15 protein-coding genes and 1 tRNA gene are annotated in these 15083 nt (G+C 69.1%); 8 read left to right on the top strand and 8 right to left on the bottom strand.

What is annotated here, in order from left to right; translation table 11 throughout:
- Nucleotides 1–89 precede the first annotated feature (89 nt).
- Nucleotides 90–566, bottom strand: coding sequence for a RidA family protein (locus tag ACTWOL_RS20750; RefSeq protein ID WP_474298264.1), 477 nt, complete (start codon nt 564–566; stop codon nt 90–92).
- Nucleotides 566–724, bottom strand: a complete 159-nt coding sequence (locus ACTWOL_RS20745) for a DUF4177 domain-containing protein (RefSeq protein ID WP_266672772.1) — start codon at nt 722–724, stop codon at nt 566–568. Before ACTWOL_RS20745 ends, ACTWOL_RS20750 begins: the two co-directional genes overlap by 1 nt.
- Before the next feature lie 50 nt (nt 725–774).
- On the opposite strand from ACTWOL_RS20745, the gene bagA reads away from it, so the two are divergent.
- Both bagA and bagB read left to right on the top strand, forming a co-directional pair.
- On the top strand, nt 775–1842 hold the full coding sequence (bagA, locus tag ACTWOL_RS20740) for an ATPase BagA (protein WP_474298263.1): 1068 nt from the start codon (nt 775–777) through the stop codon (nt 1840–1842).
- On the top strand, nt 1839–3122 hold the full coding sequence (bagB, locus tag ACTWOL_RS20735) for an ATPase BagB (RefSeq protein WP_474298262.1): 1284 nt from the start codon (nt 1839–1841) through the stop codon (nt 3120–3122). The genes bagA and bagB overlap by 4 nt, the downstream gene beginning before the upstream one ends.
- 405 nt (nt 3123–3527) lie before the next feature.
- Here the strand turns inward: bagB and ACTWOL_RS20730 are convergent, their stop codons facing one another.
- A complete protein-coding gene (locus ACTWOL_RS20730) occupies nt 3528–3872 on the bottom strand; it encodes a WhiB family transcriptional regulator (RefSeq protein WP_266381103.1) in 345 nt (114 codons plus the stop codon).
- Nucleotides 3873–4495: 623 nt separating this feature from the next.
- On the opposite strand from ACTWOL_RS20730, the gene ACTWOL_RS20725 reads away from it, so the two are divergent.
- Together ACTWOL_RS20725 and ACTWOL_RS20720 are read left to right on the top strand one after the other, a co-directional pair.
- The gene (locus ACTWOL_RS20725) at nt 4496–6757 is read left to right on the top strand and encodes a transglycosylase domain-containing protein (protein ID WP_474298261.1); all 2262 of its coding nucleotides are present in this window, start codon (nt 4496–4498) and stop codon (nt 6755–6757) included.
- Nucleotides 6758–7100: 343 nt separating this feature from the next.
- Nucleotides 7101–7607 (top strand): hypothetical protein, encoded by a 507-nt coding sequence (locus ACTWOL_RS20720; protein WP_474298260.1) that lies wholly within the window; start codon nt 7101–7103, stop codon nt 7605–7607.
- A gap of 117 nt (nt 7608–7724) precedes the next feature.
- Here the strand turns inward: ACTWOL_RS20720 and ACTWOL_RS20715 are convergent, their stop codons facing one another.
- Nucleotides 7725–8189 carry a GatB/YqeY domain-containing protein gene (locus tag ACTWOL_RS20715; protein ID WP_474298259.1) on the bottom strand — a complete coding sequence of 155 codons (465 nt, stop codon included), beginning with the start codon at nt 8187–8189 and terminating at the stop codon, nt 7725–7727.
- Between the two features lie 199 nt (nt 8190–8388).
- Here ACTWOL_RS20715 and mptB point away from each other — a divergent pair, with 199 nt between their 5' ends.
- The 4 genes from mptB to ACTWOL_RS20695 all read left to right on the top strand — a co-directional run bounded on the left by mptB (nt 8389) and on the right by ACTWOL_RS20695 (nt 12418).
- Complete coding sequence (gene mptB / locus ACTWOL_RS20710; protein ID WP_474298258.1) at nt 8389–9837, top strand: polyprenol phosphomannose-dependent alpha 1,6 mannosyltransferase MptB; 1449 nt, start codon at nt 8389–8391, stop codon at nt 9835–9837.
- Nucleotides 9834–11183, top strand: coding sequence for a glycosyltransferase 87 family protein (locus tag ACTWOL_RS20705; RefSeq protein WP_474298257.1), 1350 nt, complete (start codon nt 9834–9836; stop codon nt 11181–11183). The genes mptB and ACTWOL_RS20705 overlap by 4 nt, the downstream gene beginning before the upstream one ends.
- Nucleotides 11066–12010, top strand: a complete 945-nt coding sequence (locus ACTWOL_RS20700) for a metallophosphoesterase (protein WP_474298256.1) — start codon at nt 11066–11068, stop codon at nt 12008–12010. The genes ACTWOL_RS20705 and ACTWOL_RS20700 overlap by 118 nt, the downstream gene beginning before the upstream one ends.
- Nucleotides 12011–12344: 334 nt before the next feature.
- Nucleotides 12345–12418 (top strand) — tRNA-Pro (locus tag ACTWOL_RS20695).
- Nucleotides 12419–12495: 77 nt separating this feature from the next.
- On the opposite strand, the gene ACTWOL_RS20690 is transcribed toward ACTWOL_RS20695, so the two are convergent.
- The 4 genes from ACTWOL_RS20690 to ACTWOL_RS20675 form a co-directional block, all read right to left on the bottom strand.
- Entirely contained in the window at nt 12496–12663 is a 168-nt protein-coding gene (locus ACTWOL_RS20690; protein ID WP_474298255.1) for a hypothetical protein, read from the bottom strand.
- Between the two features lie 435 nt (nt 12664–13098).
- Nucleotides 13099–13623 carry a hypothetical protein gene (locus ACTWOL_RS20685; protein WP_474298254.1) on the bottom strand — a complete coding sequence of 175 codons (525 nt, stop codon included), beginning with the start codon at nt 13621–13623 and terminating at the stop codon, nt 13099–13101.
- Between the two features lie 797 nt (nt 13624–14420).
- On the bottom strand, nt 14421–14663 hold the full coding sequence (locus ACTWOL_RS20680; RefSeq protein ID WP_474298253.1) for a hypothetical protein: 243 nt from the start codon (nt 14661–14663) through the stop codon (nt 14421–14423).
- A 77-nt stretch (nt 14664–14740) separates the two neighbouring features.
- On the bottom strand, nt 14741–15016 hold the full coding sequence (locus ACTWOL_RS20675) for a hypothetical protein (RefSeq protein WP_474298252.1): 276 nt from the start codon (nt 15014–15016) through the stop codon (nt 14741–14743).
- Nucleotides 15017–15083: the final 67 nt, after the last annotated feature.

Below are 15083 nucleotides of genomic sequence, written 5' to 3'. Positions count from 1 at the left end.
GAGGCACGGCTCCCGTCGCACCGTAGGTCCCGGACGAACACGGCGCCGGTCCGGCGAACACGCCGCCGGTCTCCCGGACGAGCGCGCCGTCAGTCCTGGACGAGTTCGACCTGGATCTCGACCTCGACCGGAGCGTCCAGCGGAAGTACCGCCACGCCCACCGCGCTGCGCGCGTGCACGCCCTTGTCCCCGAGCACAGCGCCCAGCAGCTCGCTGGCACCGTTGATGACACCCGGCTGGCCGGTGAAGTCGGACGCGGAAGCGACAAAACCGACGACCTTCACGACCCGCGCGATGCGGTCGAGGCTGCCGGCGACGGACTTCACGGCCGCGAGCGCGTTGAGCGCACAGGTGGCGGCGAGTTCCTTGGCCTCCTCCGCGGTCACTTCGGCGCCGACCTTGCCGATGACCGGAAGCTTGCCTTCCACCATGGGGAGCTGCCCCGAGGTGTAGACGTACGGACCCGATTGCACCGCCGGCTGGTAGGCGGCCAGCGGCGGGACGACCTCCGGGAGCGTGAGGCCGAGGTCGGCGAGCTTCGCCTCTACGGCGCCGCCCCCGGCCATCAGACCTTCTCCCGCTTCAGGTAGGCCACGAGCTGCTCGGGGTTGTTCGGCCCGGGGACGACCTGGACGAGCTCCCAGCCGTCCTCGCCCCAGGTGTCCAGGATCTGCTTGGTCGCGTGCACGAGAAGGGGCACGGTCGCGTATTCCCACTTGGTCATGGAGCCGACTGTAGCCGCCCGGGCATGGGGTCTCGTGACGCGGGACCGCCATGCCGGTCCCGCGGCGTGACGCAGCCCGCAGGCAGCCTCGTGCGTACTGCCCGGGCCGACTGGTTAGGCTCGAAGACGTGAGCAGGCTTCAGGTCGTCAGCGGCAAAGGCGGTACCGGTAAGACGACGGTCGCCGCGGCCCTTGCGCTCGCCCTCGCGACCGAGGGAAAGCGCACGCTCCTCATCGAGGTCGAGGGCAGACAGGGCATCGCGCAGCTCTTCGAGACGGAGGCGCTGCCGTACGAGGAACGCAAGATCGCCGTCGCCCCGGGCGGCGGCGAGGTCTTCGCGCTGGCCATCGACGCCGAGCTGGCGCTTCTCGACTACCTCCAGATGTTCTACAAACTGGGTACCGCGGGACGGGCGCTGAAGAAGCTCGGCGCGATCGACTTCGCGACCACCGTCGCGCCCGGCGTCCGGGACGTGTTGCTGACCGGCAAGGCCTGCGAGGCCGTGCGGCGCCGCATTTCCGACACCAAGAACGGCCCGGGCCGGTACGCCTACGACCACGTCGTCATGGACGCCCCGCCCACCGGGCGGATCACCCGCTTCCTGAACGTCAACGACGAGGTGGCAGGGCTGGCGCGGATGGGCCCGATACACAATCAGGCCCAGGCCGTCATGCGGGTCCTCAAGTCCCCGGAGACCGCCGTCCATTTGGTGACCCTCCTCGAGGAGATGCCCGTCCAGGAGACCGCGGACGGAGTCGCCGAGCTGCGTGACGCCGACCTTCCCACCGGGAAGGTGATCGTCAACATGGTGCGGCCGCACATCCTCGACGAGGAAGCGGTGCGGACCGCCGCGACCGCGGGCCGTCGCAAGGACATCGCCAAGTCGCTCACCGCGGCAGGGGTGAGCGGCGCGGCCAAGCTGGTCGGTCCGCTGCTCGGGCAGGCCGCAGAGCATGCGCAGCGCGTCGAGTTGGAGCGCGAGCAGCGCGCCGTGCTCCGTTCGCTGGGCCTGCCCACGTACGAGCTTCCGCTGCTGAGTGAAGGAGTCGACATCGCCGGGCTGTACCAGCTGGCGACGGAACTGCGAAAGCTCGGCGTGAACGGGGAGAACGGATGACGCCGCCCATGACGCACGGCATCGCCCAGCAGGACACACCGCTGCTCGACATCGATCCGCTGCTCGACGACCCGGGCACCCGCATCATCGTGTGCTGCGGGTCCGGCGGCGTCGGCAAGACGACGACGGCGGCGGCGCTCGGGGTGCGGGCGGCGGAGCGCGGCCGCAAGGCGGTCGTCCTGACGATCGACCCCGCCCGCCGGCTGGCCCAGTCGATGGGCATCGACCTGCTCGACAACACCCCGCGCCGGGTGGACGGCATCAAGGGCGACGGTGAGCTGTACGCCATGATGCTGGACATGAAGCGGACCTTCGACGAGATCGTCGAGGCGCACGCGGATCCGGCGCGGGCGCGCGCCATCCTGGAGAACCCCTTCTACCAGTCGCTGTCGGCCGGCTTCGCGGGCACGCAGGAGTACATGGCGATGGAGAAGCTGGGGCAGCTGCGGGCCCGCGATGAGTGGGACCTGATCGTCGTCGACACTCCACCGTCGCGCTCGGCACTGGATTTCCTGGAGGCACCGAAACGTCTCGGGTCGTTCCTGGACGGCAAGTTCATCAGGGTGCTGATGGCTCCGGCGAAGATGGGCGGCCGGGCCGGGATGAAGTTCCTCAACGTCGGCATGTCGTTGATGACCGGCACGCTCGGGAAGCTGCTGGGCGGTCAACTGCTGCGGGACGTCCAGACGTTCGTCGCCGCCATGGACACGATGTTCGGCGGCTTCCGCACCCGGGCGGACGCCACATACCGCCTGCTGCAGGCGCCCGGCACCGCGTTCCTGGTCGTGGCGGCCCCGGAACGGGACGCTCTGCGGGAGGCGGCGTACTTCGTGGAGCGGCTGGCGGCGGAGGAGATGCCACTGGCGGGTCTGGTCCTCAACCGGGTCCATGGGAGCGACGCCGCAAGGCTGTCGGCCGAGCGGGCGCTCGCCGCCGCAGAAAATCTTGACGAGAGCGGCATTGTGGATCAGGAGGCCGGGAAGGCTGGTGTTCGTGACTCCGCGGGCACCTCTCCCACCTCTCCCGCCGTGGAGTCCGAGCCCGACGACTCAGCGCCCCCTCCCACTGCACAACTGACCGCCGGTCTGCTGCGCCTGCATGCCGAACGCATGCAGGTGCTCGCACGTGAGCAGCGGACGCGCGACCGTTTCACAGCACTCCATCCGGAGGTCGCCGTGGCCCAAGTGGCGGCCCTGCCGGGCGATGTCCACGATCTGGCGGGCCTCCGCGCCATCGGTGAACGGCTCGCGGCCGGGGGTTCTCCGGCCGGAGCCGCCTGACCCGTGTGACGGATGCCCTGGAGGTGTCCGCCGTACGGCGACACTCCGGGCGCGCAGGTCCGCATGAACGCGAGCACCTGGGCACGGTGGCTCATACCGGGGCTGCGGCCGTACTCATGGGCTCACGCACCCTTGTGGCAGGGCGCGGCACCACTACGGAACGCCCGGCATCTCGCGGGGCAGGGGCGCATCGCAGCGCTCGATGGCGGGCAGGCTGCCGGGCCCGGCTCCCATGTGGGTGTGATGCAGGGCAGTCGCGTCCCGCGGCGGCGGGACCAAGGGCGTCTTCGACTGCCGGGGCTCCCGACCTGGCCCGACCGGCCTTCGCCCACCGGATTCCAGCCAACTTCCGGTCGGCATCCGGCCGACTTCCTGCCGTCCGGCCTCGAAGGGCCCAACCCTGGCCTAACCCACCGCGGCGTACGTCTCGTACGTCTCGTCGTCCTCCAGGCCCACGGGCAGGATGCCCGCGCTCCGCTCGTATTCGGTACGCGCGGTCTCCAGGAGCCTGCGCCAGGAGGTGACTGTGGGGCGCCTGCGCAGCAACGCCCGCCGTTCCCGCTCGGTCATCCCGCCCCATACGCCGAATTCGACGCGATTGTCGAGCGCATCGGCCAGGCACTCGGTCCGCACCGGACAACCGGTGCACACCGCCTTGGCCCTGTTCTGCGCCGCTCCTTGAACGAACAGTTCATCCGGATCGGTAGTGCGGCAGGCTGCCTGCGCACTCCAGTCGGTTACCCAGCCCATGCCGGCGCCGTCCTCTCCCGAATCGAGGCTCCCCCACGGCGGCAGCGGCATATTCACCGCTGCCAGTTGAGGACGTTACGGAAGGCGGGCACAGCGCAACACCCCCTTCGGGCCCAATCTTGAATGGCCCGAACGGACTATGGGTACGCGGCAGATCACCCAGGGGAGTGAGGTGAGGGCATACGGAACCATCCCGACATTTCAGCCCGGAATTCACTCCGCATATCGCAGAGCAGCCGCATTCGGCGGCATGAGGGAGCACGCCGCATGGGAATGTCTCGAGGATGTCGCGAGGTGCAGCGTGGGTAGTGGTACACAACTGCACTGTTGTGACAGCTGGGAGCAGCTTAGGCCAAGGCCTGTCCGTGTGTCCGGCAAATGAGAACTCGACACCCCGGCTGCCCCGCCGCCCGCCACCCCTCCTTGCCCTCCTCGTCGAGGCAACCGAGGCGATTGCGGCAACCGAGGTGTCGATAGCTGCACGGCTCCCCTCCGGGACGCCGTCCGGTCCCGGTCGAGGCATCGCCCGGCCGGCCGTCCCCGGATGTCACGATCGGCAATCGAACATCCCGCGGACCACCCGCTCCCTCCGAAGGCCCTTCGCTACGGATTAGGCTGCCCCCATGGCAAACAAGCGCGCGGGCGGAGGTCTGACAGGGACCCAGCAGGCCGCCAAGTTCATCGGTGTGAGTGTGCTGGCCGGAGCAGTGCTGGCAGGCCTCGCCCTGCCGGCGGCCGGCGCACTGGGACTTGCGGCCAAGGGCACGGTCGAGGGATTCGACGAGATTCCCGCGAACCTCAGAACGCCCCCGCTGAGCCAGCGCACCACGATCCTGGACGCCAAGGGCGGCCAGATCGCCACCGTCTACTCCCGTGACCGCACGGTCGTCCCGCTCAAGGACATTTCCCCCCATATACAGCGGGCGATCGTCGCGATCGAGGACGCGCGCTTCTACGAGCACGGGGCGGTCGACCTCAAGGGCGTCCTGCGCGCGGCCAACCGCAACGCCCGGGAGGGCGGTGTCACCCAGGGCGCCTCGACCCTCACCCAGCAGTACGTCAAGAACGTCTTCGTCGAGGAGGCCGGCGACGACCCCAACAAGGTCGCCCAGGCCACCAAGCAGACCATCGGCCGCAAGGTCCGCGAGCTCAAGTACGCGATCCAGGTCGAAGAGGAGCTCGGGAAGAAGAAGATCCTCGAGAACTACCTCAACATCACCTTCTTCGGGCAGCAGGCGTACGGCGTCGAGGCGGCTGCCAAGCGCTACTTCTCCAAGTCCGCCAAGAACCTGAACCTGGAGGAAGCGGCCCTGCTGGCCGGCCTCGTGCAGTCGCCGAGCCGCTACGACCCGGTCAACGACCGGGAGGAGGCCACCAAGCGGCGCAACACGGTGCTGCAGCGGATGGCCGACGTCCACAACATCTCGCAGCAAGAGGCCGACGCGGCCAAGGCCAAGCCGATCAAGCTCAACGTCAGCCGGCCGAAGAACGGCTGCATCACGGCCGTCGACGGCGCGGGCTTCTTCTGCGACTACGTACGCAAGACGGTTCTGTCCGACCCGGCGTTCGGCAAGACGACCGAGGAACGGCAGAAGCTGTGGAACCTCGGCGGTCTGACGATCCGGACCACGCTCGACCCGCGGGCCCAGGAAGCCGCCAACGAAGCCGCCACCGCGAAGGTCAACAAGGACGACAAGGTCGCGGCGGCCGTGGTGCAGCTCCAGCCGGGCAGCGGCAAGATCCTTTCGATGGGGCAGTCGCGCCCGTACGGCCTCGACCAGAAGCGCCACGAGACGGTGCTCAACCTGTCCGTCGACAGCAAGATGGGCGGCACCACGTACGGCTTCCAGGTCGGCTCGACCTTCAAGCCGATCACCGCCGCGGCGGCCCTGGAGAAGGGACTCAGTCCCGCCCAGTCGTTCTCCAGCGACTGGAAGCTCTCGCTCCCCATGAGGTCCTTCACCAACTGCTCGGGCAGCCCGGCCGGCGACGGCAACTGGGACCTGCAGAACGAGACCAAGGAGGAGACCGGCTCCTGGGACATGACGGGCGCGCTCGGCAAGTCCATCAACACGTACTTCGCCATGCTGGAGCAGATGACCGGGCTGTGCGAGACGGTCGAGATGGCGAAGAAGGTCGGCTACCAGACCGGTGACGGCAAGAAGATCGGCGAGGACCCGTCGATCACCCTGGGCGCCGAGGAGAGCACTCCGCTGGGCATGGCGGCCGTCTACGCCACGTTCGCCAACCGCGGCACGTACTGCTCGCCGATCGCCATAGAGTCCGTGACCACGGCGGAGGGCAAGCGCCTCAAGGTGCCGAAGTCCAAGTGCTCGCAGGCGATGAGCCAGCACACCGCGGACTCGATCAACCAGATGCTCAAGGGCGTGGTCGAGGACGGCACCGGCAGCCGGGCCGGGCTCAGCGACCGGGACAACGCGGGCAAGACCGGTACGACCAACGATCGCAAGGACGCGTGGTTCGTCGGCTACACCCCGAACCTGTCCACGGCCGTGTGGGTCGGAGACGACGTCGGCGAGAAGACGCCCATGTACAACATCCGCATCGGTGGCGAGTACTACGACAAGGTGTGCGGTGGCTGTCTGCCCGGCCCGATATGGAAGATCGCGATGACCGGCGCGCTCGAGGCCTCGGAAACGCCCTCCTTCTCCGCCGTCTCGATTCCGCGCGGTGAGCGCGAGGGCGATTCGGACGACGACCGCAAGCGGCGCAAGCGCGACCGCCGGGACGACGGCGGCGGTGACCAGGGCCAGCCCCTGCCGGGCATCTCCCTCCCGCCCGGCGTCGTAGGGGGCTTCGACGGCGGCCGTACCGGTGGACGCAGCACCGGCGGGCCGGCCAACGGCCCCGGCGGCCGCAACTAGGCCCAGTCCTGGACAGCCCCGGTGAGAGGGGGGTGGGAGTGATCTCCCACCCCCCTCTTCCGTTTGCCGCAGGCCTCCGCAATCCGACCGCAACTCGCTTGTGGGTCAAGCCAGTTGACCACTAGGGTCAAGAGGACAGTGGATCAGGACAATTCGGGAGGAATCCCACGAATGCCGAGACTGACCCGCACCGCTCTCACCCTGCCCGCGGCGGCCCTGACAGGACTCGCGGGAACCACGTCCGCATCGGCAGTCGGAAGCACCCACCGGGACAGCCCCAGCCCGAGCGCGCCCTGGCACACGTCCAACCGACCGTAGGCCGACGAACCCTCAGGGGGACATCATGAAGCTCCGATCGAGAATCGGCGTCGTCATCGGCGCCCTGCTCAGCTCAGCCATGATCGCCATCGCGGTGCCCAGTTCGGCCCAGGCGGGTCCGCTGGCCTGTTCCGGTTTCGGCTGTGACGGGCACGACCCCAACATCCAGACCTGGCAGAGCGGCCCCGTGAGCCCGCACGGCCCCTACGACCTGGGCAACTCGTTCCTCTACGAACTGAGGTGGGGAAAGACCGACGGCGACCAGTACAGCTGGGGACGCCTGTGGTTCATCAGCGGCTCCGACCCGCAGGACTGGTCCGTGTACGTCCAGCGCTGCACCAAGAACCAGTCGACGTGCTACTGGCGGCTCGGCCTGAAGAAGGGGAACGCCGCGGGCTGGACCTCGAAGGTCCCCTCGGGCACGAACTACTACTACACACGCACGCCGATGTACCACAACCCGTCGACGCACATGATGCGGGCCTGCGTGGAGTACAAGTCGGGCACACCGCAGTGCACTCCCTGGTACTGACCTCAGCCCCGATCGACCCCGCCGGAACCGGTCCGGGAAATCCCGGTAGTCCCGGCGGGGTCGATCGCATAGGGCCGAAGCCCGACCGGCCGACGCGATCAGCGCATCGGCGGCGGCTCAGCCCGCCAGCAGCTTCTTGACCGCGGCCGCGACCCGGCCGCCCTCGGCCCGGCCCGCCACCTTCGGGTTCACGATCTTCATGACGGCACCCATCGCACGAGGGCCCTCGGCGCCCGCCGCCCGCGCCTCTTCGACGGCCTGGGCGACGACGGCGTTCAGCTCGTCGTCCGACAGCTGCTGCGGCAGGTACGCGTCGAGGATCTCGCCCTCCTGCCGCTCCCGCTGCGCCTGCTCGTCACGACCGCCCTGGGCGAAGGCCTCCGCGGCCTCGCGGCGCTTCTTCGCCTCCTTGGCGATCACCTTCTGCACATCGTCGTCGGAGAGCTCGCGCGCCTCCTTGCCCGCGACCTCCTCCTTGGTGATCGCGGCGAGGGTCAGCCGGAGCGTCGAAGAGCGCAGCTCGTCACGCGCCCTGATCGCCTCGGTGAGGTCTTCCTGCAGCTTGGACTTGAGCGTGGTCATGGCTCGATTGTGGCAGGTACGCGCCGTGCGCCGCCCGCGCATTTCTCCCGGTGCGCGCCCTGCCTCCCCATCAGGGCGCCCCGCGCCGGTTCGTCCCGTCGGCCGGTCCGTCCCCGCGTAAGGTGCCGGACACATCGCGGCCGTTCCGGAGTGGGCCACATGTCGGCTCCCGGCCACCGGCCGTTGACAGCCTGCCCGCATGCCGGTCATCCCCCGCATCCCCCAAGACACGCGCCACGCCCAGCTGCTGGGGCTGATCGGCTCTGCGGTACTCGCCGTCTGCGGGGCGGCCGTGGGAGCGGTGCCCGTACGCGACGTCCTCGCACCGCGCTCGGGAGCGGCCGCGCTCGGGCTGGCCGGCACGTATTTCGGACTCGTCCTGCTGATCGCCGCCTGGGCCCTGCTCGGCAGGGCGGTGCGCGGACCGACGCCGCCGACCCAGCGCACCCTGCTGCTGACGCTCGCGCTGTGGGCGGCCCCGTTGCTGCTCGCACCACCGCTGTTCAGCAGGGATGTGTACAGCTATCTCGCGCAGGGTGCGATGGTCGACGCCCGGATGGACGTGTACGCACACGGCCCATCCCGGCTCGGCGGCCCGCTGCCCCTGGAGGTCGCACCGGTCTGGCAGCACACCCCGGCGCCGTACGGCCCCGTCTTCCTGGCCTGCGCCTCGGCCATCGCCGCACTGGCGCACGCGGAGCTGTCCACCGGCATACTCGGCATGCGGCTGGTGGCCCTGCTCGGGGTCGCCCTGATGGTGTTCTGTCTGCCCAGGCTGGCCCGGCGCTGCGGCGCCGAACCGCGTACCGCACTCTGGCTCGGCGCGCTGAACCCCCTTCTGCTGCTGCACCTCGTCGCCGGTGCCCACAACGACGCCGTCATGCTCGGTCTGCTCGGCGCCGGACTCGTCGCGGCCGCGGGCCGCCGGCCGGTCGCAGGCGCCGTACTCGTCACACTCGCCGCACTGGTCAAGGCGCCCGCCGCGCTGGGGCTGCTCGCCGTCGCCCTGCTGTGGGGCGGGAGGTTGCGGGGGCGGCTTCCGCGGCTACGGGCGTCGCTCGCCGTGGCCGCGATCGCCGCCGTCACCACGGCCACGACCACGGCGCTCACCGGCACCGGCTACGGCTGGATAGCCGCGCTCCGCACCCCCGTGTCACCGCAGAACTGGTCCCTGACCTCGTCACTCGGCCGTATGACGGGTGCCGCGCTGGAGAGCGCCGGCAGCGGTCTCGCGGAGTTCGCGGTGCCTGTCTCGCACGCGGCCGGCATCGCCGCCACGGTGCTCGTCGTGACCGCCTTCTGGCGGCGCCACCACCTACGCCGCCCGGTCTACGCGCTCGGGCTGAGCCTGAGTGCGGTCGCCCTTCTGGGACCGGCGATTCGTCCTTGGTATGTTCTCTGGGGCCTGTTCCTGATCGCCGCCGCCGCACCCAACGGTTCGGTACGGCTGCGCCGGGCCGCGGCCGCCGCGAGCGGAGTGCTCGCCCTCGCCGTACTGCCGAGCGGATTCGCACCGGACCGTGCACAGCTGCTGCTCGCCATCGGCGGCGGCACGGCGGCGGTGCTCGTCCTCTGGTGTGCCTACCGGCTCGCCGCCCGGGGTTCCTCGGGACCGGGTCGTACCGAACTGTTGGGGAGCCCTGCATGAGACCGCCGACCACGACCCTCGGCAGGGTCTCCACGACGCTTGCCCTCGGCATCGCCGTGACGGCCTTCCTGATCTTCGTGCCGCTGCACCGCCACTGGTTCGACCTGAAGGTCTACTACGGCACCATCGGCTACTGGACGGACGGCGGCCGGATCTACGACTACCTCAAGCCGGGCACCCACTACGGCTTCACCTACCCGCCTTTCGCTGCATTCGTGATGCTGCCGATGGCGCTCGTCGGGTGGTACAGCGCGATAGCGATCAGCCAGCTGCTCAACGTCACGGCGGCGGCGGTGATCCTCTACATCTGCGCCGACGCGACGATCAGACGTGAAGGCTGGACGCGGTGGTACACCTACGCCGTGCTGGCCTGCCTCTTCGCCTGGCTGGAGCCCGTGCGTGACACCGCGAGCTTCGGCCAGGTGAATCTGCTCCTGCTGGCTCTGGTCCTCGCCGACGCCTGGCTGCTGACGTCGGACACCGCGCGGGCGCGTCGGCTGAACCGGCTGGCGGGCCTCGGCATCGGCCTCGCCGCGGCGATCAAGCTCACCCCGGCGATCTTCATCGTCTATCTGCTGGTCACCCGGCGGCTGCGGCCGGCGGGGGTGGCCATCGCGGTCGCGGGCGGCGCGACCGCCATCGCCGCCTGGGCGGACCGGGAGGCGTCGCGGACATACTGGACCGAGGCGATGTGGAACACCGACCGCGTCGGTTCGCTCGCGTATGTCTCCAACCAGTCCTGGCAGGGCATGCTGGCCCGGCTCACCGAGCCCTTCGCCGAGCCCAGCCGGGCCGTCTGGGCCGCCGGGGTCCTGCTGCTGCTGTGGCTGTGGGTGTGGCGCTCCCGGCGCGCGGTGGCCGCCGGCGACGAGCTCGCGGGCTTCGCGCTGACCGGCATCACCGCCTGTCTGGTCAGTCCCGTCACCTGGGTGCACCACCTCGTATGGCTGATCCCCGCCGTCGCGGTGCTCGCGGACGCGGGGCTGCGCTCGGCACCGGGCGGGGAACGGCGCCGGCGGCTGCTGTTCGCGGCCGCGGCGAGCTATGTGCTGCTGTGCAGCAGCGTCGTCTGGTTGTGGCGGTGGAACTCCGGGGGCGCCCCCGGATTCATCGGCAGCAACGCGTACGTGTGGATCTCACTCTGTCTGCTGGCGCTGCTTCCCTTCCGCGGTGCCCGGGTCGGGGACGGGTCGAATGACCACACTGACCCGTCTGCGACGATGGGCGCATGCGCGCAAGCTTCGGTCTACCCCTCAAAATCACGGCCTCAGTCGCCGCCGTCGGCGCCGCGGGGCTCGCCTACGCAGCCGGATTCGAAGCCCGCTCCTTCCGGCTCCGGCGTGTGACGGTCCCGGTACTGCCACGCGGAATGCGGCCCCTGCGCGTACTCCAGGTCTCCGATATCCACATGGTGTGCGGCCAGCGCAAGAAGCGGGCCTGGCTGCAGTCGCTGGCGGGCCTGCGGCCCGATCTCGTCGTCAACACGGGCGACAACCTCTCGGACACGGAGGGCGTACCCGAGGTCCTGGACGCGCTGGGACCGCTTTTCGACTTCCCCGGCGTGTACGTCTTCGGCTCGAACGACTACTACGGGCCGAGGCTTCGCAACCCCGCCCTCTATCTGCTCGAGAAGGCACAGGGCCGCCACGGTCTCAACGGCAACGCCCCCGCGGTCGGCGTCGTCCACAACCCGTGGGAGGACCTGCGGGAGGCCTTCGACACGGCGGGCTGGGTGGGCCTGAGCAACGCCCGTGGGCGGCTGAAGCTGGAGGGCGGCATCGAGCTGGCCTTCACCGGCCTGGACGACCCCCACATCAAGCGCGACCGGTACGAGCAAGTGGCCGGCGGCCCCGCCCGGGACGCCGACTTCTCCCTGGCCGTCGTCCACGCCCCCTATCTCCGCGCCCTCGACGCGTTCACGGCGGACGGCTACCCCCTGATCCTCGCGGGCCACACGCACGGCGGGCAGCTGTGCATCCCCTTCTACGGGGCCCTGGTCACCAACTGCGACCTCGACACGGGCCGGGTCAAGGGCCTGTCGACCCACGAGGCGGCCGGGCGGACCTCCCACCTCCACGTCTCGGCAGGCTGCGGCACCAACCGCTACACACCGGTACGGTTCGCCTGCCCACCGGAGGCGACCCTGCTGACGCTGACGGCGCGGGACTACTAGGCAGCCGTAGCCGGTGCCCGGGGCGGACCGGGGCGCCGCTGGTCAGGGCGTCGTCGGCACGCGGGGCCAGCCGGTGGGGGCCGGGCCCATGCCCGGTCCACGACCGGTGCCTGGTCACGACCGGTGCCTGGTCCACGACCGGTGCCTGGTTCACGCCCGATGCTTGGTCCACGACCGACGGAGCCGAGGAGACCGGGCACGCCCTCGTGACGTCCGGGCCCCGGCGACGCCCGGACCGGCGGCGCCAGGGCCCCCGATGGCCCGGAAAACCGGATTTCGTCTCCGGCCGCTGGTGGGCTAAAGTAATCGACGTCGCCGCGAGAGCGAGTGACATCGGGGTGTAGCGCAGCTTGGCAGCGCGCTTCGTTCGGGACGAAGAGGTCGTGGGTTCAAATCCCGCCACCCCGACAGAGAAGTACCAGGTCAGAGGGCCCTTACCGGATCGGTAAGGGCCCTCTGTCGTTGCTGCGTGACTATCTGCGTGACTAGCGCTCCGGATCCCGCTTGAAGATGCCGTCCATGACCACGGCGCCGGTCTGGATCACGGGTCGGATCGAATCGTGACGGCTTTTGCGGGCGTGATTGCGGCCCTTGCCGCATTGCTCACGGCGCTGCGCGGCTGACGGCTTCTGCGTGCCATACAGCAGCGCCATACCGCGTCCCCAGCAACCGGCCCCGGCCGCTGCCGTCCTTCCGAGGTCTCATAGCAGTCGGAATGGCCGCTGCTGACCGATCCGGATAGAGCTACGGATCAGCAGGCGGTCATGCCCGAGCCGTGCCCGACGAGGCGGGGGAACCACGGTCAACAGCGGGTGCTGTGCCAGACTTTCGGGCCTGGCTCCGGCACCCGTTGCGCCTGCTCAAGGGCACATCACGACACCGAAGCGCGGTGTTGTTGTCCAGACCGGCTTAGGCGTCTCGTGCCCGTTCCGTGCCCGATGGCTGCTCGTCGGGCACGTCAGCGACCTTCTCCCGCTCGGCACGAACGCGGGCGTCGATACCGCCGGCTACTTCCCTCTGCCGCTCCAGGTTGGAGTGCTGGTAGATCAGTGCCGCTCGCTCGGAAAACTGCCCGCGCGGACCATCGATCACTTCACTTCTAACGCGTCGCGGGCCACCTCGATGAATCGATGATGCTGATCCCGAAACTCCCGATAGGCTAGGTTGTAGGGCTCTCTCTGCTCGCCGGACCCATCATCGAGCCCCGCGAGCTTCCAAAACGCCACCACAGCGACGTGACGGAGCACACCCGCCTCTTCAGCGACTGATGCAGGGCCTTGAAGGAGCACATCCGTGCTCGCCTTGGTTACGTCGCTCAGCGCTTGGCTGGATGCTGCTTGCATCTCGGCAACGATCGCCCTCTTCAGCGAAGCGTCCGTAGACCGGTCGACTTCTTCCATCCGCCAGAAGAGCTCTGCCAACGCATGGGCACTCGCACTCAGCGTCCTGTATGCCTCGCGCCTCCTGTCACGTGCCTCCGCAACATGTCCGGCATGGGCGCTGACTTCGGCCTCGACCCGCGCTGAATGGGCGTTGCCGCGACTGGTGACCCAACTGGCGCCGAGCGCCGTAACCGCAGTGAGTACGCCGACCCACCAAGTGCCGTCCCCCATAAGGTGAGTATCCCGATGGAAGTACACCAACGCCAGACAAGCAGGGTTTTGGGAGATGCGGAACAAGAGCATGTCTGATCAGAGGTTCCCGTGCCACAACCGCGCCAGATGAGGCGGGAAGCCACGGGGAACTGGGGCCGCTGACAGCAGCCGGAGCCATGTCTGCCTAGATCAGCATGCCGCAGGTCAAGCACCAACCCGCCCCACCTCGCTGCTAAAGCGGTGATCCACACGGGGCGAGTGAGACCATCCGTGGATGGCCGACGCGCGACTGCCCCAGGGATGGACTCTTCAGCAGATCCGCGTTGCATCGGGGGACCCAGAGGCTGTCGCCCTGGACCCCGATCGGTCTGTGAAGTGGGTCGGCTTCGACGAGGCTCAAGAAATGCCACGCCCAGAGATCGTTCTCGGATTTCACAGCCTGTGCCTCGTGAAGTCTGTCGATGACGACGACTGGTACATGGGCAGCCTGTACGACGACGGCAGCATCGACTGTTGGACGGCCTACTGCGACCTGCGCGAGGCGCTACGCGGCCTCTAGAGGCTAGTGCCAAGGCTCCACGTGCGCCGTTCAGGACCACGGCTACGAATCCGAAGGCACGGCCGGACCGCAGCGAAGCACGCTCGCCGTCAGCAAGATCGGACAGACCCTCCGCCAACCCCAACCAGCAGAGCAAGCTGATCCGAGCCGCGTAGGACGCGGCGCCTGACTCCTCGTCAAGGGACGTACCGACACGCTGGCTGCCCGGATACGAACGCCCTGGTCACGGCAGAGACACTCCTCAGCCGCATCCGGCTCAGCGTTCCCGGGCGCCGTGTCTGGAGGCGGTCCGCTCCCGGCCCGTACGGTAGGGCGACCCGAAGGCGGCGTCGGCCATCGGCGCCCGCCTGCCCAGCCAGGCAAGAAAAGCGACGACGAAGAGGCCCTCGACAATCAGGGACAGGGCGCCGTACGGCGGCTCCCAGCCGGGTTCGTAGTAGCCGTCCGGCAGGCCGACGGTGCGTGACAGCACAAAGCCGACGATGTTCTGTTCAGTCAAGTCCGGTGACAGCACGTGCGGTTGGCATTGAGTGTGAATGCCCTCTGTACGTCTCAGGCTGCGTGTGACCTGACGGGTCAGTCCCAGAGGGAGAGCGCCAGGACCGTGGCGGCGACCGGGATCAGCAGCCACGGCTCGGCCAGGACCATGAGCCCGGTGAAGATCAGGGCGAAGTACGCCAGCGCCTTGGCGGTACGCCGCTTGGCCTTGTTCTCCTTCGTGCCCTTGTTCTTCTTCGAGTCCTTGTCGTGAAGCGCCTCGGCGCCGGTGACCGCCCCGAAGACGGCGGTTTCGGTGTTGATCGCGGTGGCGGTGGCAGTTGCGGTGGCGAGGTTCGTGTCGGTGTTCGTCATGGCACTCAGCTTCGTCGCGAGAGCACCGGTCTCGCGTCGGCGAAGCCCGCCTATCTAGGTGATGACC

It is taken from the genome of Micromonospora sp. IBHARD003, assembly GCF_056106285.1.
Note: the sequence above shows the minus strand (reverse complement) of the source record. Positions and strands in the feature narration are given on the sequence as shown.